The organism is Kitasatospora sp. NPDC057936 (genome assembly GCF_042887525.1).
Lineage (GTDB): Bacteria > Actinomycetota > Actinomycetes > Streptomycetales > Streptomycetaceae > Kitasatospora.
The window spans coordinates 5,632-26,786 of the sequence record NZ_JBHVPD010000073.1 but is presented as its reverse complement, the minus strand read 5'-3'; the positions used below and the strand labels follow the sequence as shown (position 1 = coordinate 26,786).

Genomic DNA, 21,155 nt, shown 5'->3' with positions numbered 1-21,155 from the left:
GTGGGGGCACGACGCTTGCGCGAGAAGTCGGCGTGGCCGACTTCTCGTGCGAGTGAGCTGCACGTTTATCGGCTGACTACGAGGACGACTTCCGCATGACCACGTCAGCTGACACGCTGTCGGCGTCACTCCGGGATCCGTGGCTCCGGTCTTCAGGGGCGGTGGCCGGCTTGCGAGTTGGGCGGGCAGGGCGAAGGAGGATCCCCCGGGAGAAGGGAAGTCTCCGTGTCAAAGCGCGTTCTTGCACTCGTCAGCGTGCTGGTGGGTGTGATCCTCGCATGCACGACCGTCGGGGCCGGTACGGCCTCGGCCGCCTCCGGCGACTGGACCGCACAGGCTCCGGTCGGCGGCGGCTCGAATGCCGGACCGACGATGGCGTCCTTCAACAACCGCCTGTACGTGGCCTGGAAGGGTGCGGGCGACGACCCGCGGATGTTCTACGCCTCCAGCTGGGACGGGGTGCACTGGACGGACCAGGTTGGGGTCGGGGGCGGTACGAGCACCAGCCCGACCCTCGCCGCCTTCAACGGGCGGCTCTACCTGGCGTGGAAGGGGGCGGGGAGCGACCAGCGGATGTTCTACGCCTCCAGCCCGGACGGCGTGAACTGGACGGACCAGACCGGTGTGGGAGGCGGCTCGAACTCCGCTCCCGTGCTGGCGACCTACAACGGCCGGCTGGTCCTGGCCTGGAAGGGTGCAGGTGACGATCCGAGGCTCTTCTTCAGCGTGAGCTGGGACGGCCGGTCCTGGTCGGAGCAGCGGGAGGTGGATGGGGGAGGTGCCACCAGCACCGGCCCCGCGCTGGCCGAGTTCGCAGGAAAGCTGTACTTGGCGTGGAAGGGCGCCAATGACGAGCACGTCTACTACGCGACGACCGGCGACGGCTACAACTGGACGCAGCGGGGCTGGGTCCAGGGCGTGGGCGGGACCAGCCAGTCGCCGACGCTGGCGACATTCAACAACGCGATCTTCATCGCCTGGAAGGGTGCGGGGGAGGATCCGCGGATGTTCTACACCGCGAGCAACAACGGCCAGAACTTCGGCGACCAGCGCCAGTTGGGCGGAGGTACCAGCAACGGGCCGGCGCTGGCCGCGTTCGGCAACTGCGGCTGCCTGTTCCTGGCCTGGAAGGGCGCGGGGATGGATCAGCGCATGTTCTATTCGTACAGCCCTGATGCACAGGCGTGAGTGGATCGTTCGTGCGTGGGAAGTCGGCGAGGCCGACTTCCCACGCACGCGTGGTCAGGCGGTGGGGAGTTCGCCGATCTTGATGGCTGTGACGAATGCCGCCCACGCGGAGGCGGGGAAGACGAGCGCCGGGCCGCTGGGGTCCTTGGAGTCCCGGACGGCCATGTCGCCAGTGGTGGCGTGGCCCGTCTCCACGCACTCGTTCGCCTGCGCGCTGTAGCTGCTCTTGTACCAGCCCCGAGCAGAGATTGCCGGCATGGTCATATGCCCACCCTCTTGTCTGACTTCGTACCATCGATGGCAGCGCGTGTTGCGTCGTCGGCGGCAGCGAGGGCGCGGGGGGGGGGAGGCGGGCGGGCCACGACCCCCACCCCCAAAACAGGAAAGACAAAAAACGCCCCGGAACCGCCGGCCCCAAAAACATGGACCAGTGGGGCGGGCCAGAAAGATAGGGGCCCGGCGGGGAGTGTGGGGTGGGGGGGGCCTGGGCGGGGGGGGGGTATGGCGGCCGGGCCTACTCCCCCCGCAACCCGGTTACGTGATCGGAAGATCGCCGGCCTTCACGGCGGCGACGAATGCTGTCCATGCGCTGGCCGGGAAGACTAGTGCGGGGCCCTGCGGATCTTTGGAATCCCGTACGGGAACGGTGCCATCGTCGAGGATGGCGACCTCAACGCATGCAGATTGTCCGTTGCTGCGGCTGGACTTGAACCACGCCGCTATTGTCAGGTCAACCGTGTCCATAACTTCCTGCCACTTCCGAGATCAGCTGCCTTGACGCCTGTTCGCTGAGTGCCGTCTCCCAGATGTTCTTGAACGCAGCGTCGTAGCGTTCCACTTCGCCGGGCTTGTCCAGGTACAGGTCGCCGGTGTAGCCGTCCGCATAGACGGTCGGTGGCTCGGTTTCGGAGCCGTCGCCGTTCAGCGGGAAGCGCAGAATCCCGAACGGGCCTGACATGACGCCCAGGTGTAGACCCGCGCTGAACGGGACTACCTTGATGGTGACGTTGGCCAGCTCGCCCACTTCGAGGAGGTGGGCGAGCTGGCCGGCCATGGTTTGGGATCCGCCCACGGGGCGGCGCAGCACTGCCTCGTTGAGCGCTACGTCGAACACAGGCGGATCCGTGACCCTGGTGAGGAGGACCTGACGCGTCGAGCGGAGGTGGACTCGCCGCTCGATCTCGTCATCGTCCTCGTGCGGGTTGTCCGCCCGCATGATCGTGCGCGAGTAGCCTTCGGTCTGTAGAAGGCCGGGTACCAACTCGCTTTCGTACCAAGCGATCCTCGATGCGGCTTCTTCCAGCCCGATGAAGAGATCGAAGCCTTCCGGGATCACGTCCCCGTAGGAGTGCCACCAGCCCCGAGCCTTGGTCTCCTTCGCGAGCCCCATCAGAGCCTCGGTGAGTTCGGCGGGCGCTCCGTAGACCTTGCACATCGCCTCGACGTCGAGGCTGCGCAGCGAGGTCTGGCCGGTCTCGATGCGCCACATCTTCGCCTCCGACCACTCCAGCGTGCGAGCCGCTGCCCGCACTGTGAGTCGCGATCGGTTGCGCAGATCGCGCAGGTATCGACCAAGTTGCCTGCGCGGCACCGTTGATCCAGTCGGCCCTTCCGCCATGGCCCTACCCCTTCCTGGCTTCCAGTATGAAGCACCGTCAGCGCTCGAAATGAAAGCACCCGTGTGCCCGCTTCGCAATGAGCGTCAACAGACCGAGTCATCGACTTTGAAGTACTCAAAATGAAGTCTTGCAGATTGCGGAGTGTGCGGAGCAGACTACGAGGAGTAGTCCGATTGCTCGCCTGCGGCGATCTTGATGGATGGCCACCCGGGCATCCCCGTGCCTCTTCTGGGCCGTTGCCGCCGCGGCGAGCCTCACTTCCAGGAGGCCCTGCCATGCCCGGAATGCTGGAGAAGCCGCCCGCCCCCGCCGCCGACTGCTCCTACTGGCTGCCGAGGCACCGCAAGTCCGTCGCCGCGGCCAGAAAGCTGCTCCGCGGCTTCCTCGCCGCCCAACCCTCCGGCGAACTCTTCGTCGAAACCGGCGAGTTGATGCTCAGCGAGCTCGTCACCAACGCCGTGCTCCACGCCATGACCCCGCCCGGACGCCTCCTCTACGTCCACTTCTCCCTCCACCCCGACGCCCTCCGCATCGAGGTGCACGACGCCGGCGCGGGGCGTCCGTACGCGCGCCCCGCGACCGCCGAGGACGAAGCCGGGCGCGGGCTCTGGCTCGTCTCACAGCTCGCCTCCCGCTGGGGGTGCTGCCCGCGTGCGGGCGGCGTCGGCAAGGCGATCTGGGCCACGATCGGGGGCACCAAGTGAAAGCCGAACTCCCCTTCGCCGTAAGCGTCGAGATCAAGGGCGTCACCAAGGCCGCCACCTTCTCCCGCCTCCCCGACGCCCTCGAAGCCGTCCGCACCGCCGTCTCCCACCTCCCGCTCGACGAGGACCAGGCCGACTTCCTCGCCGACCTCTTCTCGCCCCGGTCCGCCGACCGCATCGCCCGCCAGCTGCTCGGAGTCGGCGCCATGCGCGTGATCGCGTTCGTGGGCATCGCGCCCCACCCGATCTACCTCTGCCCGGCCCCCGATTGACCGAGGGCGTGCGCGAGAAGTCGGCCCATCCGACTTCTCGCGCAGCCATCCCGTCGCCTGGTAACGGAACGGTTGCGGGCGTACCTGGGGGTTGACGGCGTACGGCAGGTGGCGTTTGCTGTGTGGCGCTCGTTCGGGACTGTTTGGTTCTGGTCTGTTTTGTGGATTTGAACGTTCAAAAACGGGAGGCGATGCAATGTCACACCTTTCACGTCGCGAGCTCCTCCGCGCCTCCGGGGCCGGTCTGCTGGCCCTGGCGGCCGGGGGAGCGCTGGCGGCCTGCGGGGACTCCGGATCGGCGGGAGCCGCAGGCGGGGACGCCGAAACCGGCACGGTCACCGTGTGGTCGTGGGCCACGGCCGCTGCCGCGCTGCGCGGGGTCGTCCCGGCGTTCGAGCGGGACAACCCCGGCATCAAGGTCGACGTCCAGGACATCGGGAACCCGGCGATCTGGGACAAGATCACCGTCGGGCTCGCCGCGGGCGGGCAGGGGCTCGGGGACGTCCTCCACATCGGTTGCGACTACCTGCCCGGCTACCTGGACAAGTTCCCCGGCGGCCTCGCCGACCTCTCCTCCTTCGGCGCCGACGCCCACAAGGACGAGTTCGCCAAGGGCCTGTGGCCGGTCGTCACCGGCAAGGACGGCCACGCCTACGCGCTGCCCTGGGAGGTCAACCCGCTCGGGTTCTTCTACCGCGAGGACTACTTCGGCAAGGCCGGCATCGACCCGACCGCCCTCGCCACCTGGGACGACCTGATCGCCGTGGCGGAGAAGTTCAAGGCCGCCAACCCCGGCATCTCCCTCATCGGCATCAACAAGGCCGCCAACCCCGACCCCGACCTGGACTTCGTGCAGTCGCTGATGCAGCTCCAGGGCGCGTTCTACTTCGACCTCCAGGGGCGGATCACGCTCGGCGCGCCCGAGGCCGTCCGCGCGATGGACGTCCTGAAGCGGCTGGACGGCGCCGGGCTGGTCGCCGATGCCCCCGGCGAGCAGGGCTGGGCCACCCTGATGAAGGCCGGCAAGCTCGCCGTCGCCCCCATGCCCGCCTGGGCGGCGCACTACCTGGAGGCCAAGTTCGGCGACCAGAGCGGACACTGGCGCCTCGCCAAGCCCCCGGCCGTCACCGCCGGAGGCAAGCGGACCGCGCTCGTGAACTCCACCCACCTCGCCGTCGCCGGTTCCAGCCCGCGCCGCCGCGCCGCCTGGAAGTTCGTCGAGTACGCGCTCACCCGCCCGGCCTCCGTGAACAGCATGTTCACCGCCGGCGGCGTCTTCCCCGCGCTCACCGCGGCCTACACCGACCCGATGTACGGCGCGCCGAGCGCCTACTACGGCGGCCAGCCCGTGCTGCGGACCTTCGCCGACCTGGCCGTCGACGGCGGCGACCCGACCAACTACTCCGGGGACTACGCCCGCGCCCTCAAGCTGGCCGGCGACGCCCAGACGAAGGTGTTCCTGAAGGGCGGCGACCCGGCCGCCGTCCTCCAGGACGCCGCCAAGCAGCTGGCCCAGCAGACCGGGCGCAGCATCGCATGACGACGACCGTCCAACCGTCCCTCGCGCGTGCCCGGCGCCGCCGCACCGCCGTGCCGTACCTGCTCCTCGCCCCCGCCCTGGTCACCTTCGGCGTGTTCAAGGCGTACCCCGTCGTCGACTCGCTGCTCCTCTCCTTCACCGCCGGCTCCGGCACCGCCGCCCGCTCCGCAGGACTCGCCAACTACCGTCGCCTGCTGGACGATCCGCTGTTCTGGACGGCCCTGCGCAACACCGCCGAGATCCTCGTCGTGCAGGTCCCGGTGATGCTCGGGCTGGCCCTGCTGATGGCCGTCGGCATCAACTCGGCGCTGGTGCGCTGGCGGGCGGTGTGGCGGCTGGGCGTCTTCATGCCGGCCGTGACCGGCCTGGTCGCCACCGGCGTGATCTTCGCTTTTCTGCTCGACTCCGACCACGGCGCCGTCAACTGGCTGCTGGACGCGATCGGCCTGCCGGTCGTCGACTGGTTCGGCGACCCGTTCTGGGCGCGGATGGCCGTCGTCCTGGTGCTGACCTGGCACTACACGGGCTACAACGCCGTCATCTACCTGGCCGGCCTCCAGGGCGTCCCGAAGGAGCTGTACGAGGCCGCGATGGTCGACGGGGCGGGCCCGGTGCGGCGGTTCACGGCGGTCACGGTGCCCGCGCTTCGCCCGGTGCTGCTGTTCACGGTCGTGCTGTCCACCATCGGCACGCTCCAACTCTTCGACGAGCCCTACGTGTTGACCGGCGGCGGCCCGGACAACGCGACGCTGACCGTCTCCATGTACCTGTACCAGAACGGCTTCCGGTACTTCGACTTCGGCTACGCGTCCGCCATCGCCTACGCGCTGACCCTGCTGGTGTCGGTGCTCGGCGCGGTCCAGATGCGGCTGATGGGGGAGCGGGAGAAATGAAGCCGATCACGAAACTGCGCGGCTGGCCGCTGACCTTCCTCCTCGCGGGCCTCACCGGCCTTTCCGTGGGCCCGTTCTACTGGCTGGTGATCGCCATCACCCGCAAGGACACGGACATCTTCGACTGGCCGCCCAAGCTGCTGCCCGGCGGCCACCTCGGCGACAACCTCGACCACCTGCAGCGCAGGATCGGTCTGCTCCGGGTGATCGGAAACTCGCTGCTGGTGGCCGGGGTCCAGACCGTCGGAGCCCTGGTGGTCGCGCTGCTGGCCGGCTACGCCTTCGCCAAGTTCCGCTTCCGGGGCCGGAGTCTGCTGTTCGGGCTGCTGCTCTCCACCCTCGTGGTGCCCGAACAGGTCATGCTGGTACCGCTGTTCAAGATGATGATGAGCTTCGGTCTGCTCGACACCTACCAGGCGCTCATCCTGCCCGGCCTGTGCGTGCCGTTCGCGATCTTCCTGATGCGGCAGTCCCTCGCCGGACTGCCGGACGAACTCCTGGACGCCGCACGGGTGGACGGCGCGGGCGAGTTCCGGGTGCTGTGGAGCGTCGTCGTGCCGGTCATGCGGCCGGTGCTGGCGGCACTCGCGATCTTCCTCTTCCTGGGCTCCTGGAACCAGTTCGTGTGGCCGCTGGTCGCGCTGCGCAGCCCCGCCATGCACACCCTGCCGGTGGCCATCGCCACCCTGTACGGCAACAAGAGCACGACCGACTACGGCGCGATCCTCACCGGCACCGCGCTGTCCACCCTGCCGATGATGGTCCTCTTCCTGGTCCTGCAACGGCAGTTCATCTCCGGCCTGCTGGCCGGTGCGACGAAGGGCTGAACCCGTGACCGACATCTGGGAGCCGCACGCCCCCGCCGCCCCTTCCGCCACCGGCGGCCTGCGCCCGCTGTACGCCGAGGGCCTCGACCTGCGGGTGAGCGGCGCCGGGACGGCCCGCGCGGTCGCCGACGGGGTGGTCGAGGTGACCGTCGAGGCGACACCGGTGGCCGATGGCGACGTCCGCATCGAGTGGCGGGTGCCGTGCGTGGACGCCACCGCCCTCTGGACGCCCGAACCGCGCGGCACCGGCTGGCTGCCCGCCGCCTGGAGCGCCCCGCGCCGCACCGGGATCGCCGCCGGCGCCCCGATCGCCGCCCTCGTCGGCACCGGCGACGTCGCGATCTGCGCCTTCGCCGCCGAGCGGCCCGACGTGCTGGCCGGCGCGGGAGTCGTCGAGGAGACCGGCGAGTTCCGCTTCTGGGCGCAGGCCCCCGGCCGCCTCACCGTGCGGATCGACACCTCGCGCCGCCACTTCGCCCGCTGCCTGGCCGGCCTCGCCGAGTGGTGGGGCACCGCACACCGGGCGGACGTGCCCGAAGCCGCCCGCCGCCCCGCCTACTCCACCTGGTACGCGATGCACCAGGACATCGAGCCGAAGGCCGTCGAGGCCCAGGCCGCGCTCGGCAAGGAGCTGGGCCTGGACGTGATCATCGTCGACGACGGCTGGATGACCGCCGACCGCACGCGCGGCTACGGGCACTGCGGCGACTGGGAGCCGGTCTCGCTGCCGGACACCGCCGCCCACGTGCGGCGCGTCCACGAGCTCGGCGTGCAGTACATGCTCTGGTACGCGCTGCCGTTCATCGGCAAGAACAGCGCCGCGTTCGAGCGCATCGGCCGGTACGCGCTCGCGGACGCCGGGCCCATGGGAGCCGTCGTGGCGGACCCCCGCTACCCGGAGGTCCGCGAGTTCCTGGTCGGCCGGCTCGCGCGGGCCGTCGAGGAATGGGGCATGGACGGCCTCAAGGTCGACTTCGTCGACTGGTTCGCGCGGGCGGACGCGCCCGAACCCGGTCCCGGGGCCGACTGCGCGAGCGTCGACGAGGGCGTCGAACGGCTGCTCGCCGAGCTGCGCCGGCGGATCACGGCCGCCCACCCGGACGCGATGATCGAGCACCGCCAGCCCTACGTCAGCCCGGCCCTGTGGCCGTACGTCACCATGATCCGGGCCACCGACTGCCCGCTCAGCCCCCAGGAGAACCGGCAGCGGACGATCGACGTGCGGCTCGCCGCCGGGCCCGTCCCGGTCCACGCCGACATGCTGACCTGGCACCCGGTCGAGCCGCCCGAGCAGATCGCCTGCCACCTGATCAACGTCCTGTTCGCGGTGCCGCAGGTGTCCGTCGACCTCGCCGCGCTGCGCCCGGAGCAGCGCGAGGCCCTGGCCTTCTGGCTCGGCGTCTTCCGCGCCCACGCCGACACCCTGCAACTCGGCGAACTGCGCCCGGCCCGGCCCGACCTCGGCTACCCGATGGTCACCGCCACCGGCCCGGACACCGTCGCCGTCGCCCGCTACGCGGCGCTGCCGGTGGACGCGGGCGGCGACCGGTGGCGCACCCTGCTGGTGGCCAACGCCGACGCCGACCCGGACGTGCGGCTGACGGGCGGCAGCGGGACGGCGGAGGCGGTCGTGCAGGACGCGCGGGGGCGCGTCGTCCGGCAGGGCGAGGTGGAGCTCGGCCGGGACGGCGCCGTCGTCGCGGTGCCGCGCGGCGGGTTGCTGACTCTGCGGCGTGCGTGAGCGTCGCGACGAGGTCGGCCCGGTGGTGGCGGCCGGTCGCCCGGCTGGGCGGGGTGGAGCTCGGTCTGGTCGGCGGTGTTGCGGTGTCGCGAGGGCGGCGCTCACGCTTGCAGCGTGCGTGCGTGCGTGCGTGCGGCGGCGTGCCGTCCGGCTGGTTGGGGCGGGGCAACGACGGTGCCGTACGTGAGCGCAGCGCCGGCGTCGAACGGTAGGTGCGATTGCCCGGGCGAGCGGTTGGTCGACGGGGCTGCGGCATCGCGCGGCCGGCTGCTCGCCCTGCAGCGTCCGTGCAGCGCCGGTGCCGATCTCGGCGGTGTGGTTGGCCGGCGGAGGCGATCGTCGAGGCTGCGCGAGGGCGCGTCGTCCGGCGGGGTGGGTGGAGCTCGGCCCGGGGCGGCACCGTCGTGGGACTGTCGCGCGGCGGGCGGCTGACCCCATGCTGCATGTGACGGTCGTGACCACGCCGGCCCGGCGGTCGCGGCAGTTCGCCGTGCGCGGGGCGCGTCGTCCGGCGGGGTGGGGAGGGCGCCCTTCGACGTCGATCCGAAGGCGGGTGTCGACGGCAGCCGGTCGGCGGTGGCCACCGTTCAGGACACGTTCGGGCGACCGGCGGGGTGGGGTGGGGCGTGGTCGGGTCGGTGGTGCTGCTCGGTGGGCGGGTGGCGCCGTGGCCTACGTGACCTCGTGACGACGCCCTTGCAGCGTGCGTCCGTGCGGCGGCGTGCCGTCCGGCCTGGTTGGGGCGGGGCAACGACGGTGCCGTGCGCGAGTGCGGCGCCGATGCCGAATGGGAGGTGTGGTTGGCCCGTGGCGCATGGCCGGTCGGCGGTGGTGCGGTGTCGCGTGGCCGGCTGCGCACCTTGCGGCGTGCGCGAATGTCGTGCCGATGCCGATCCGGTGGTGCGGTCGTTCGGTGGGGGTGATCGTCGTGGCTGCGGGAGGGCGTATCGTCCGGCGGGGTGGGGAGGACCCCGCCGGGGTGGCGTCGTCGAGGTGTCGCGCGGCGGGCTGCCGACCCTGCGCCGCACGTGACCGCACCGATGACCCGACCGAGCACGCCGGAGGAAGCCATGCCCGAGGGAGCACGCCGACCGCGCCGCGCTGTCACGACGCCCGACGAGGCCGTGCGCGGGGCCGGAGTGCGCCGTCCGCGTCGCGGGGCCACCACCATCGAGGAGGTCGCCCGCGCGGCCGGCGTGTCCCGGCAGACGGTGTCCAACGCGCTCAACGCCCCGCACCGGGTGCGCCCGGACACCCTGGAGCGGGTGACCGCCGCGATCCGCGAACTCGGCTACCAGCCGGACCAGTCGGCCCGCTCGCTGCGCAGCGGCGCCCGGCGCACCATCGGCTACCTCTCGCCGGTGGACGACCCGTTCGACCCCAACCCGCTGATGGCCGGCTTCCTGGAGGCGCTGGTCGACGCGGCCGGGGCGCAGGGCCTGCGGGTGCTGCTGTTCCGCCCGGCACCGGGCAGTGGGGGCACCCGGGATACGTCGGGCGCGGAGGACGGGACGGATGCCGGCGACGCGTCGGGCGCCGGCGACGCGCTCGCGGCCATCGACGAGCTGGTGGCGGCCCGCCAGGTGGACGGGCTCGTGCTCGCGGACGTGCTGCGCGACGACCCGCGGATCGGCCACGTCGCCCGGGCCGGCGTCCCGTTCACGACCTTCGGGCGGACAGGACCGGGGGAGCCGCAGCACTGGGTGGACATCGGCAACGGCCCGGCGATGGCGGCCGTCGTGCGGCACCTCGCCGAGCGCGGGCACCGGCGCCTCGGGTACGTGGGAGGCCCGGAGGACCTGCCGTGGATGGCGGAACGCCGCGCGGGCTTCCTCGCCGAGGCGCGGCGGCTCGGCCTGACGGCGGAGGTGGCGGCCGGGCCGGACGTCGCCGCCGTGCGCGGGCTCCTGCGCCGCCCGGACCGGCCGACGGCCGTCGCGGCGGCGAGCGACCTGCTCGCGCTGGACGTCTACGAGGCCGTCCGCGCCGAGGGGTTGACGGTCGGACGGGAGGTGGCGGTCACGGGTTTCCACGACACGCCGCTCTGCCGTCACCTGCACCCCGCCCTGACGTCGGTCCGGCTGCCGCTGCGGGCGATCGCCGCCGCGCTGGTCGAGCGGCTGCTCGGCCAGGTGCGGGGGGAACGGGTGCCCGGCGCGGGGCTGGAGCTGGCCACCGAGCTGGTGGTGCGGGCGAGTTCGGGGGGTAGAGCGCCGCAATGACGGGTCGAGCGCCGCGATGACCGGCCGGGCCGCTTCAGCGGTGGCGGCGGTAGTAGGAGACGGTCACGGCGGCCAGCAGCGGGCCCCAGAGGACCAGTGGCTGGTAGAGGACCCCGACGATGTCGCCCCAGGGACCGGTCATCGCCGGGTGGTGATCGACGTTCCACCAGAACAGGAACCCGCTCCAGACGTAGACGAGGGCCAGTGATCCGAGCGCGGCGGGGATGACGGCGGCGAGCGGGCGGACACGCCGGCCGCCGAGGACCGGGATCCAGCGCGGCACCACCTCGCCCCAGGGCCGGACCAGGCCGAGCGTCAGCAGGGCGAGGGCCTCGGAGACCACGCTGAGGCCGACCACGGCGACCGCGCCCCAGCCGGGGATGTGGAAGTCCTGGCGGAGCACCTGGTCGCCGTAGCCGACCGGAAGGCCGAGGGCCAGGGCGATCCGCCACAGCCCCGAGGGCACGGTGGTGAGGGCTGCGGCGTGTGCGGCTCGCACGGCCCAACGGGGTGCCGGAGCAGCGGGGTTCGATGCGGTGGTCATGCATCCAGGCTGGCCGGTGGGAGGCGGCGCCACGTCCTCCCGGAGGGCCGGAGGCGTCCCCCCACAGGGGGATCCGGGCTCGGTCGCCGGGCCCCTCGGGGCGCGCCCCGTCCCGCCCGTCAGTCCCCGGAGGACGCGACGATCAGCTCGCCGACCAGCCGGGCGGCGGCCGTCCGTTCCTCGGCGGCGAGGGCGTCGTCCGTCACCAGGACGTCGAGCTGGTCGAGGGCGGCGAAGGAGGCCAGGCCGACGGCGTTCCACTTCGTGTGGTCGGCGACCACGATGACGCGGCGGGCCGACTGCAGGAAGGCCCGGTTGGTCTCGGCCTCGGCCAGGTTGGGGGTGGTCAGCCCGGTGTCGGCGGAGAGGCCGTGACAGCCCATGACGAGCACGTTGACGTGCAGCGAGCGGATCGCCTGGTCCGCGACCGGGCCGACCAGCGCGTCCGAGGGCGTGCGGACGCCGCCGGTGCGGATCACCGTGGCCGTCGCCGGGGTGCCGTCGTCGTCGGGCTGTTCCAGCAGTTCGGCGATCCGCAGGGAGTTGGTGACCACGGTCAGGCCCTCGACGGCGCGCAGGTGGCGGGCCACCGCGAAGGTCGTCGTGCCGGCCGCGAGGCCGACCGCCGAACCGGGCGGCACGAGTGCGGCGGCGGCGCGGGCGATCGCCTCCTTCGCGGGCAGCTCCCAGCCGGCCTTGGTCTCGAACCCGGGCTCGCCGCTGAGCGGCGCCTCGACCCGCACCGCGCCGCCGTGGACCTTCTCCACCAGTCCGCGCCGGGCCAGCGCGTCGAGGTCGCGGCGGACCGTCATGTCGGAGACCCCGAGGTCGCGGACGAGTTCGGTCACCCGGACCCCGCCCCGCGCGCGCACCTGTTCCAGGATCAGCGCGCGTCGCTGCCCGGCGAGCGGTTGGGCGCTGTCGGCCATCGGAGGGCCTCCCTCGGGTCGGCGTGGCGCGGGTCGGTGCGGCCGGGGCGGCCGCGCTCATCGCCAGCATGGCCATCATGGCAGGTGCCGGGTGCTTCCGGGGCGGCGGGTCTGTTGGATAGTGTTCGAGATTGTTGATTCATGTCGGATCGAGGAGAGAGAACCGAGGCCATGGCCGGGACCGTCACCGAGCCCACCGCCAGGACCGCGACCACGCTCGCGGACGGGCGGGAGCTCATCTACTACGACAGCGGCGCGGCCGTGCCCCGGAACGCCGTCGACCGGCGCCCGCTGGACCCCCGGCCGCCCGCCTCCCACGTGCGCCGGGACCCGGCCACCGGGGACTGGGTCACCGTCGCCGCCCACCGGCAGGCCCGCACCTACCAGCCGCCCGCCGAGGAGTGCCCGCTGTGCCCCTCCCAGGACGGGCGGCTGAGCGAAATCCCCGCCGCCGACTACCAGGTGGCCGTCTTCGAGAACCGCTTCCCCTCGCTGGCCGGACCGCCGGGCGAGCTCACCGGCGGACTACGGACGGCCGGTCCCGGCGCCGGGCGCTGCGAGGTGGTGTGCTTCACGGCCGACCACGACGCGTCCTTCGCCGACCTCTCCGAGGCCCGCGCGCGTCTGGTCCTGGACGCGTGGACGGACCGGACGGCCGCGCTCTCCGCCCTGCCGGGGGTGGAGCAGGTGTACTGCTTCGAGAACCGCGGCGCCGAGATCGGCGTCACCCTCGCCCACCCGCACGGCCAGATCTACGCCTTCCCGTTCACCGCCCCGCGCACCGCCCGCATGGCCGCCCGCGCCGCCGCGCACCGGACGGCGACGGGCCGCAACCTCTTCGACGACCTCCTCGCCGCCGAACGCGCCGACGGCGAAAGGGTCGTACTCGCCGGCGAGCACTGGACGGCCTTCGTCCCGTTCGCCGCCCGCTGGCCCTACGAGGTCCACCTCTACCCGCACCGCCGCGTCCCCGACCTCACCGCCCTCGACGAGGCCGAACGCGCCGAGTTCCCCCGCCTCTACCTCGACCTGCTGCGCCGCTTCGACCGCCTCTTCGGCACCGGCCGCACCCCGTACATCTCCGCCTGGCACCAGGCACCCCGTGAACAGCGGGACGAACTCGCCCTCCACCTGGAGCTGTTCACCATCCGGCGCACCGCCGACAAGCTCAAGTACCTGGCCGGCGTCGAATCCGGCATGGACGCCTTCGTCAACGACGTCAGCCCCGAACACGCGGCCCAGCGGCTGCGGGAGGTCGCCCGATGAACACCCTCTCCCAGCCGTCCTTCACCCAGCTCTACGGACACGCGCCCGAGGGGGAGTGGGCCGCTCCCGGGCGGGTCAACCTGATCGGCGAGCACACCGACTACAACCTCGGCTTCGTCCTGCCGATCGCCCTGCCGCAGACCGTCCGCGCCCAGGCCCGCCGCCGCGACGACGGGCTGCTGCGCCTGCACTCCACCAAGGGCGGCAGTGCCGAGGTGGCGGTCGCGGACCTCGCCCCGGGCAGCGTCACCGGGTGGGCGGGCTACCCGGCGGCGGTGGTGTGGGCGCTGCGCGAGGCCGGGCACGACGTCGGCGGGGCGGAGCTGTCGCTGGACAGCGACGTGCCGACGGGTGCCGGGCTGTCGTCCTCCGCGGCGCTGGAGTGCGCGGTGGCGATCGCCTACAACGACCTGTACGGGCTGGGCCTTTCGGCGCCCGAGCTCGCGCTGGTCGCGCAGCGGGCGGAGAACGCCTACGTCGGCGTGCCGTGCGGGATCATGGACCAGATGGCCTCGATGTGCTGCCGCGCGGGCGCGGCCCTGCACCTGGACAGCCGGGACCTCACCATGCGCCAGGTGCCGGTGGACCTGGCCGGTGCGGGTCTCGCGCTGCTCGTCCTCGACACGAGGGTCAAGCACGACCTCGGGGACGGCGCGTACGCCAGCCTGCGGGCCGGCTGCGAGCGCGCGGCGCGGCTGCTCGGCCTGCCCGCCCTGCGCGAGCTCGGGCCGGCCGACCTCGCGTCCGCGCTGCCCCGGCTCCCGGAGGAACTGCGGCCGCTGGTGCGGCATGTGGTCACCGAGAACGAGCGCGTGACCGAGGCCGTCGCGCACCTGGCGGCGGGCGCGCTCGCGGCGCTCGGCCCGGTGCTCACCGCCGGGCACGCCTCACTGCGTGACGACTACCGGGTCTCCTGCCCCGAGACCGACCTCGCCGTCGACACGGCCGTCGCGGCCGGGGCCCACGGCGCGCGGATGACGGGCGGCGGCTTCGGCGGCTCCGTCATCGCCCTCGTGGACGCGGAGGCGGCCGAGGCCGTGGCGGCCGACGTCACCGCCGCGTTCCTGGCCAAGGGCTTCACCGCCCCGCGCACCCTGACCGCGACCCCGGCCGAGGGCGCCCGTCGGATCGCCTGACCGTGCCACCCGGCTTCCGGCGGGGCGCCCATCCGGAGCGCCCCGCCGTTGGTCTCCCGCCGTTGGCCTCTCGCTGTTGGCCTCTCCTCGATCACCTCAGGCCCTGTGCGCCTCCGGACGCTCCGGCGAGGCCTCGGCGAGCGCCCGCGTCACGGCCTCGACGCCCGCGCGCAGGCCGTAGACCGGGGTGCCGGGCTGCTGGCGCCAGGACTCGTCGAGGCCGCCGGCGTCCACCGTGTCGAAGCCGATCTCGTCGATGAGCGCCCGGACCCTGCGCTTGGCGTCCTCGTCGTCGGAGGCGACCGGCACGGCGAGGCGCTCCGGATCCCCCTGGGGGAGGGGCCGCTCGACCAGGTCCTGGGCGTAGGTGCCGTTGAACGCCTTGACGACCGGGTGGCCGAGGTGCCGCTCCGTCCAGCGGCTCTCGGTCAGGCCGCCCTCGATCTCGGCGATCAGGCCGTCGCGCTCCTTCGGGTAGTAGTTGCCGGTGTCGATGACGGCGAAGCCCTCGGCGGCCCCGTCGAACAGGCCGGCGGGCAGGTCCGGCACGCTCTTCAGCGGCACCGTGACCACGACGAAGTCGGCGCCGTGTGCCGCCTCGGCGGCCGGCACCGCCCGCGCCCCCGTCTCCGCGACGAGCCCGGCCAACGACTCCGGCCCGCGCGAGTTGGCGACGGAGACGTCGTGGCCGAGGGCGGTGAAGCGCCTCGTCAGGTTGCCGCCGATGTTCCCCGCGCCGATGATGCCGATCTTCATGGTGGGACCCCTCTGCAAGAGTTTCCGTACGCTCGACCTGGCCCAACCACCCCGCGGCGCCGTCGATTCCCACTCTCCGGGGTGATCTCGCGGTATCGGGGTTGACGGGCGTCGGGTGACGGAGCGTCGGCTGTCCGAGGGGGCGCGGACGGCGCGGGTGCGGGCACGGTGACAAGCACACGACCGGGATCGCTCCCCGTCGGCCGGAGCGTCCTGATCGCCGGCGGCAGCGGCGTCACCGGCGGCAGCGGTGTCATCGGTGGCACGGGTGGCAGCAGCGGTACCGGCGGTACACCGGTCACGCTGGGCGTTCGTCACTCCGCGTGGCGGTCGCGCTGAGTGTCCACCGGACGAGTGCCGACACGGCGAAGCCCCGATTTCGGCCCGGTGCCGGTCGCGCTGAGTGTCCGTCGCCTTGAGCACCGCTCACCCTACGAATCGATCGTGCAAAAACGGTGACGGTCGGCCCGTTCCGGCAGATGATGGTGGGGAGGCAACCGGCCGCAGGTCCTCGGGGAAGGAGCGTGCGCCATGGCGACCTTCGACGGGTCCACCGGACTACTGCTCCACGTCCGGCCGGACACCGGCCTCGATCCGGACGAGCTGACGGAGCTCACCGCCCGGCTCCGCACCGAACTGCTCGACGACCTCGACCTCACCGACGCCGAACCCGTCGAGGAGGAGTCCGCGCCCGAGGAGGCCAAGGGCCTCGGGAGCCTGGCCGGCGTGCTGCTCGTGCACTTCGTGGACCTCGACATGCTGCGGGCGGTGGTCACCTCCGTCCGGAACTGGGTCGGACGCACCGGCCACGTCGTCGAACTGAGCTACGGCGGCGACACGCTCAAGGTCACCGGGGTGACCGCCAAGCAGCAGGAAACGATGATCGATGACTGGCTCGCACGTCACGCGGCCGTCCCCTGACCTGCCCGACGAACTCCGCTTCGCGCTGGTGGTGGCCACCGCCCGCTACACCGACCCGGCGCTGCGCCAGCTGCGTGCCCCGGCCCGCGACGCCGACCAGCTGAGCGAGGTGCTCGCCGACCCGCGGATCGGCGGCTTCGCGGTGACCCGGGTGGTCGACCGGACCGCACAGGAGATCCGCCTGGCCGCGGAGGAGTTCCTCACCGGCCGCGACCCGGAGGACCTGCTGCTCGTCTACCTCTCCTGCCACGGCCTCGTCGACGTCCGCCGCAAGCTGTACTTCGCCGCCACCGACACCGTGAAGACCCGGCTCGCCGCCACCGGGGTGGAGTCGCAGTGGCTGCTCGACCTGATGGAGGACTGCCGGGCCCGACGGCTGGTGGTGATCCTCGACTGCTGCTTCAGCGGCGCGTTCTCGCACGGGCTCAAGGGTGACGAGGACCTGGCGCTGGGCGAGCGCCTGCGCGGCCAGGGCCGCGGGCGGGTGGTGCTGACCGCCTCGCGCGGCAGCGAGTACTCCTGGGAGGGCGAGCCGCTGTCCGGGATGGAGCCGCCCGGTTCGGTGTTCACCACCGCGATCGTCGACGGCATCCGCAGCGGCGCGGCCGACGAGGACCACGACGGCTACGTGTCGGTCGACGACGCCTACGCGTTCGCCTTCGACCGGATCCGCTCCGGCGGTGGTCGGCAGACCCCGCAGCGGTGGCTCTACGGCGCCGAGGGGAAGATCCTGCTCGCCCGCAGCCCGGCCGGCGTGGCCGTCGCCCCCGCGGCCCTGCCGGAGGCCCTGCGCAGCGGCCTGGACAGCCCGCACCCGGCCATCCGGCTCGGCGCGGTGACCGCGCTCGGCGAGTGGCTCACCGGGCCCGACCCGGCGCGCGAGCTGACGGCCCGGCGGACGCTGAAGGAGGTCGCGGACGCCGACGTCCCCCTCGTGGCCTCGGCCGCGCGCGCCCTGCTGGCGCAAGCCGAACCGAAGGCCGGGGAACGGCCGACGCAGCCGTCGAAGGCAGGGCCCGACGGGCCGGGGGTGCCCCCTTCCAGGGCCGGCCCCTCGAAGGTCAGGTCGGACGGGCCCGGGGTGCCGGCCTCCAGGGCCGAGCCCGGGGTGACGGCGTCGAAGGCGAGGCCCGACGAGGCCCAGCCGTCGCCCCCGAAGGTCGAGCGCACGCCCGGCGGGGCCCGGCTCTCGCCCCCGGGATTCCGGCCCGAGCCCGGGGGACGTCCGGAGCAGCCCTCGAAGGCCGAACCCGTCGAAGCCCGGCCTGCTGAAGCTCGGCCCGTCGAAGCCCGGCCCGCCGAAGTCCGGCCCGCCGAAGCCCGTCCGTCGCGCCCGAGGCCCTCGCCCGGTCCCGCCGCGTCGCCGCAGCGCGTACTGGCGGCGGAGCCCGCGCGGCCCGAATCCCGCCCCGAGCCGGCCGGGCGGGCCGCAGGGCAACCCGCCGTGCCGCCGGCCGCACGGGCCCGCCCTCCGGCAGCTCCGGCAGCCCCGGCAGCCCCGGCAGCCCCGGGAGCCCCGGCCGTTCCGGCCGCACCCCGCCCGGAGGCGCCCGCCCATCGGACGGCGCCCCGGCCTCCCCCGGCGCTCGCGGTCCCGTCGCCGGAGGTGCGCGCGCGGGCGGTCCCGCCTCCGCCGCCGGTCCGGGACGTGGAGGAGTTCGGCTCGCTGGCGCAGGACCTTGTGTCCCCATCGGCCGGTTCGTCGCCGCCGCCCTGGTCGTCACGGCCCCCCGGTTCGTCCTCGCCTCCCGGGCCACCGCCACCGAGCGGCCCCGGAGCCCCGAGCGGTCCCGGAGCCGCGCCCGGTCCCGGAGCCCCGAGCGGCCCCGGAGCCGCGACCGGCCCCGGAGGCCCGCCAGCAGGCGCCCCGCCCAACCACCGGATCCGCCTGCTGCCGCGCGGCCGCAAGGTCCGTGCCCTCCTCCTGGGAGTGCTCCTGCTGGTGGTCGCCGCCGTCGCCACCGTGACGGTCACCTCGCGCCCGGGCCCGCCGGCCGCGCGGACGGCCGCGGGCGCGACCCCGAACGCGGGGGCCGTGCCCGCCGTCTCGACGGATCCGGCGCTGGCCGCCCTGGTCCCGGCCGCCGTGCGGTCGAGCGGCAGGCTGGTCGTGGCCACCGACCCCGCCTACGCGCCGAACGAGTTCAAGGACGACAAAGGCGTGATCGTCGGGATGGACGCCGACCTGGCCAAGGCGATCGCCCGCAAGCTCGGACTGACCGCGGACCTCGAAGCGGTGAACTTCGACGGGATCGCCCACGGCGTCATGTCGGGCGCCTACCAGCTGGGCATGAGCTCCATCGACGACCGCAGGAACCGCGAGGGGTACGTCGACATGGTCGACTACTTCACCGCCGGCACGGCCGTCGCGGTGCGGGCCGGGAACCCGGACGGGATCGACCCGAACGACCTCTGCGGTCGGTCGGTCGCGGTGCGGACCGGCAGCACCCAGGCCGGTGAGATCACCGGCACCCGCGATCCCGCCTGCACCACCGCGGGCAAGCCGGGCATCCGCAACGGCGGCGACCCGTACGGCGCGCAGAAGGACGCGACGGCCGCCGTCGTCTCCGGCCGCGACCAGGCCCTGCTGGGCCCGTCCGACGTCGTCGACTACGCGGTCAGCACCGCCGACGGGCAGTTGACGAAGGTCGGTTCCACCTACGGATCGATCCCCTACGGCATCGCCGTCGCCCGGGGCAGCACGCTCACCCAGGCCGTCCGGGGCGCCGTGCAGGAACTGATCGATGACGGCAACTACGGCCGCATCCTCACCAGTTGGGGCGTCCAGGCCGGAGCGGTGGGCCAGGCATCGGTCGACGGGGCCACCAGCTGAGCCGACGCCTCATCGGCGGACGAATCGTCAGAACACCGACGAAGAGCTCCTTGAGGAGCAAACCCGCACCATCGCCGCCCCCAACTCCGGCCGAACGGGGGGCGGCGATCCACTCCAACCGGCAGGTAGCAGTGCCATGCCCGTTGTCCGGGCGGCGGCGGCCCGGGACCATTCGGGCCCGGGGGGTGTCGTGCACCACACGCGAACTCTGCTGGAGGGGTTTCGGTCATGAGGTGGAAGACACGGATCGCCGGCACGCTGGCGGTCGTGCTGGCGCTGGGCACTACCGCCCTGAGCCCGACGGGAGCCGCCGGCGGTCATCCCGCCACCGGCGTCGGCTCCTGCACCATCAAGAACTGGGACCCGGGCGACGACCCGGGCGACGCCACGGACCTGCCCGAGGGGCAGCGTCCCCAGTCCTACAAACCCGACGACTACGACTGCACCGGCGCCTCCTTCGCCGCTCCCGGCGTCGAGTTCACGAAGTTCCCGCAGCCGGGGAACTTCCGGATCGCCAACAGGCAGACCGCGAGGACGGCCAACGACGCGGTGGCGACGGTGAGTTCGCCCACCCAGGCGGTCAACCCGCTCGCGCCGTACTTCCCGCCGTTCACCCACTTCGTGGTCCTCTACCGCGAGAACCACACCTTCGACGACTACCTCGGCGACTGCGCCACCACCGTCCAGGCCGGCTGCAACGGCGCCGTGCAGAGCACCAACCACATCTCGTCGGTGCCCAACCTGCACACGCTGGCCAAGAACTACGCGCTGATGGACGCCTACAGCACCGGCACCCAGCCGCCGAGCGGCCCCAACCACTGGTGGCTCTTCTCCGCCCAGTCGGCGTCGAGCTCGCAGCAGCAGGCCTACCCCACCGCGGGCGGCACCCAGTTCGACCGCTTCCTCAAGGGCCCCGGCGGCGGCTACCCGTTCATCATGAACGGGGACTTCTACTGGATGCTCAGCAGCGGCAGCGGGTACTGGCGCAACCCGGCCACGAACAACATCGAGGCGCTGCCGGTCAACCGCCCGGGCACCGGCGTCCCCGAGGAGCTCAACTACAACCACTACACCTGCTGCGGGCAGAACGACGACGACCAGACCATCGCGAACGACTACATGAACTTCGTGACGAGCAACGGTCTGCCGTCCTACTCGTACGTCGAGCTGTTCAACGACCACCCGGGCACCTACCAGGACATCCCGAAGAACGACGCCGTCACCAAGCAGGTCGTCGACTTCCTGATGAACAACGCGTCCTACAAGGACAACACGGTGATCGTCGTCACCGAGGACGACACCCAGAACGGCAGCAACGGCCCGGACCACGTCAGCAACACCTACCGCGTGCCGACCGTCGTCGTGGCCTCGCCGACGTACATGAAGCAGGGCTACGTCACGCACGTCGCGTACACCACGGACAACGTGCTGGCCGCGATGGAACGGGTCATGGAGAACACCCACCCGGGCATCATCGACCCCAACGACAACGTCGGTCTGGCGACGTTCCCCATGACGACCGCCGACCAGGGCGGCCTCGGGGACCCCCTCGAAGACCTGTGGATCCAGGGCGCCACGCCCCTCTCTGCCACCGCCGCCGGCACGCCGCCGACGGGCAACGCCCCGCTGAACGTCGCCTTCACCGGCTCGGCCACCGGCGGCACCGCGCCCTACGCGTACAGCTGGAACTTCGGTGACGGTTCGGCGGCGAGCACGGTGCAGAACCCGAGCCACACCTACGCGACCGCCGGGACGTACACCGCG

Annotated in this window: 19 protein-coding genes; 13 read left to right on the top strand and 6 right to left on the bottom strand. The window is 72.8% G+C overall.

Annotation, left to right across the window (positions count from 1 at the left end; all coding sequences use genetic code 11):
* Positions 1-225 precede the first annotated feature (225 nt).
* Entirely contained in the window at positions 226-1,188 is a 963-nt protein-coding gene (locus ACFVU9_RS31230) for a hypothetical protein (RefSeq protein WP_387599126.1), read from the top strand.
* A 54-nt stretch (positions 1,189-1,242) separates the two neighbouring features.
* On the opposite strand, the gene ACFVU9_RS31225 is transcribed toward ACFVU9_RS31230, so the two are convergent.
* The 3 genes from ACFVU9_RS31225 to ACFVU9_RS31215 form a co-directional block, all read right to left on the bottom strand.
* Positions 1,243-1,452, bottom strand: a complete 210-nt coding sequence (locus tag ACFVU9_RS31225; RefSeq protein ID WP_387599123.1) for a DUF397 domain-containing protein — start codon at positions 1,450-1,452, stop codon at positions 1,243-1,245.
* A gap of 270 nt (positions 1,453-1,722) precedes the next feature.
* Entirely contained in the window at positions 1,723-1,932 is a 210-nt protein-coding gene (locus ACFVU9_RS31220) for a DUF397 domain-containing protein (RefSeq protein ID WP_380436520.1), read from the bottom strand.
* Positions 1,919-2,806: a helix-turn-helix domain-containing protein gene (locus tag ACFVU9_RS31215; RefSeq protein WP_387599120.1), complete on the bottom strand. Its 888-nt coding sequence runs from the start codon at positions 2,804-2,806 to the stop codon at positions 1,919-1,921. Before ACFVU9_RS31215 ends, ACFVU9_RS31220 begins: the two co-directional genes overlap by 14 nt.
* A 276-nt stretch (positions 2,807-3,082) precedes the next feature.
* Between ACFVU9_RS31215 and ACFVU9_RS31210 the strand changes: the two genes are divergently transcribed.
* From ACFVU9_RS31210 to ACFVU9_RS31180, 7 genes are all read left to right on the top strand, one after another.
* Positions 3,083-3,511, top strand: a complete 429-nt coding sequence (locus ACFVU9_RS31210) for an ATP-binding protein (RefSeq protein WP_387599117.1) — start codon at positions 3,083-3,085, stop codon at positions 3,509-3,511.
* On the top strand, positions 3,508-3,783 hold the full coding sequence (locus ACFVU9_RS31205; RefSeq protein WP_387599114.1) for a hypothetical protein: 276 nt from the start codon (positions 3,508-3,510) through the stop codon (positions 3,781-3,783). The genes ACFVU9_RS31210 and ACFVU9_RS31205 overlap by 4 nt, the downstream gene beginning before the upstream one ends.
* Before the next feature lie 196 nt (positions 3,784-3,979).
* Entirely contained in the window at positions 3,980-5,323 is a 1,344-nt protein-coding gene (locus tag ACFVU9_RS31200; protein ID WP_387599111.1) for an extracellular solute-binding protein, read from the top strand.
* On the top strand, positions 5,320-6,216 hold the full coding sequence (locus ACFVU9_RS31195; protein ID WP_387599109.1) for a carbohydrate ABC transporter permease: 897 nt from the start codon (positions 5,320-5,322) through the stop codon (positions 6,214-6,216). The genes ACFVU9_RS31200 and ACFVU9_RS31195 overlap by 4 nt, the downstream gene beginning before the upstream one ends.
* A complete protein-coding gene (locus tag ACFVU9_RS31190; protein WP_380436508.1) occupies positions 6,213-7,043 on the top strand; it encodes a carbohydrate ABC transporter permease in 831 nt (276 codons plus the stop codon). Before ACFVU9_RS31195 ends, ACFVU9_RS31190 begins: the two co-directional genes overlap by 4 nt.
* Positions 7,044-7,047: 4 nt before the next feature.
* Entirely contained in the window at positions 7,048-8,784 is a 1,737-nt protein-coding gene (locus ACFVU9_RS31185) for a glycoside hydrolase family 36 protein (protein WP_387599106.1), read from the top strand.
* A 1,070-nt stretch (positions 8,785-9,854) separates the two neighbouring features.
* The gene (locus ACFVU9_RS31180; RefSeq protein ID WP_387599103.1) at positions 9,855-11,006 is read left to right on the top strand and encodes a LacI family DNA-binding transcriptional regulator; all 1,152 of its coding nucleotides are present in this window, start codon (positions 9,855-9,857) and stop codon (positions 11,004-11,006) included.
* A 34-nt stretch (positions 11,007-11,040) separates the two neighbouring features.
* On the opposite strand, the gene ACFVU9_RS31175 is transcribed toward ACFVU9_RS31180, so the two are convergent.
* Together ACFVU9_RS31175 and ACFVU9_RS31170 are read right to left on the bottom strand one after the other, a co-directional pair.
* Positions 11,041-11,550, bottom strand: coding sequence for a hypothetical protein (locus tag ACFVU9_RS31175; protein WP_387599100.1), 510 nt, complete (start codon positions 11,548-11,550; stop codon positions 11,041-11,043).
* 119 nt (positions 11,551-11,669) lie between these two features.
* Positions 11,670-12,479 (bottom strand): DeoR/GlpR family DNA-binding transcription regulator, encoded by an 810-nt coding sequence (locus ACFVU9_RS31170; protein WP_380500034.1) that lies wholly within the window; start codon positions 12,477-12,479, stop codon positions 11,670-11,672.
* A 171-nt stretch (positions 12,480-12,650) separates the two neighbouring features.
* Between ACFVU9_RS31170 and galT the strand changes: the two genes are divergently transcribed.
* Positions 12,651-13,745, top strand: coding sequence for a galactose-1-phosphate uridylyltransferase (galT, locus tag ACFVU9_RS31165; protein ID WP_387599097.1), 1,095 nt, complete (start codon positions 12,651-12,653; stop codon positions 13,743-13,745).
* Positions 13,742-14,881, top strand: a complete 1,140-nt coding sequence (gene galK, locus ACFVU9_RS31160; protein WP_387599094.1) for a galactokinase — start codon at positions 13,742-13,744, stop codon at positions 14,879-14,881. Before galT ends, galK begins: the two co-directional genes overlap by 4 nt.
* Positions 14,882-14,977: 96 nt before the next feature.
* Here galK and ACFVU9_RS31155 read toward each other — a convergent pair whose 3' ends face one another.
* A complete protein-coding gene (locus tag ACFVU9_RS31155) occupies positions 14,978-15,955 on the bottom strand; it encodes an NADPH-dependent F420 reductase (RefSeq protein ID WP_387599091.1) in 978 nt (325 codons plus the stop codon).
* Positions 15,956-16,168: 213 nt separating this feature from the next.
* On the opposite strand from ACFVU9_RS31155, the gene ACFVU9_RS31150 reads away from it, so the two are divergent.
* The 3 genes from ACFVU9_RS31150 to ACFVU9_RS31140 all read left to right on the top strand — a co-directional run.
* Positions 16,169-16,558, top strand: a complete 390-nt coding sequence (locus ACFVU9_RS31150) for a hypothetical protein (RefSeq protein ID WP_380436495.1) — start codon at positions 16,169-16,171, stop codon at positions 16,556-16,558.
* On the top strand, positions 16,524-19,391 hold the full coding sequence (locus ACFVU9_RS31145) for a transporter substrate-binding domain-containing protein (RefSeq protein WP_387599087.1): 2,868 nt from the start codon (positions 16,524-16,526) through the stop codon (positions 19,389-19,391). The genes ACFVU9_RS31150 and ACFVU9_RS31145 overlap by 35 nt, the downstream gene beginning before the upstream one ends.
* Before the next feature lie 228 nt (positions 19,392-19,619).
* A partial coding sequence (locus tag ACFVU9_RS31140) for an alkaline phosphatase family protein (RefSeq protein ID WP_387599084.1) occupies positions 19,620-21,155 on the top strand: 1,536 nt, incomplete at its 3' end.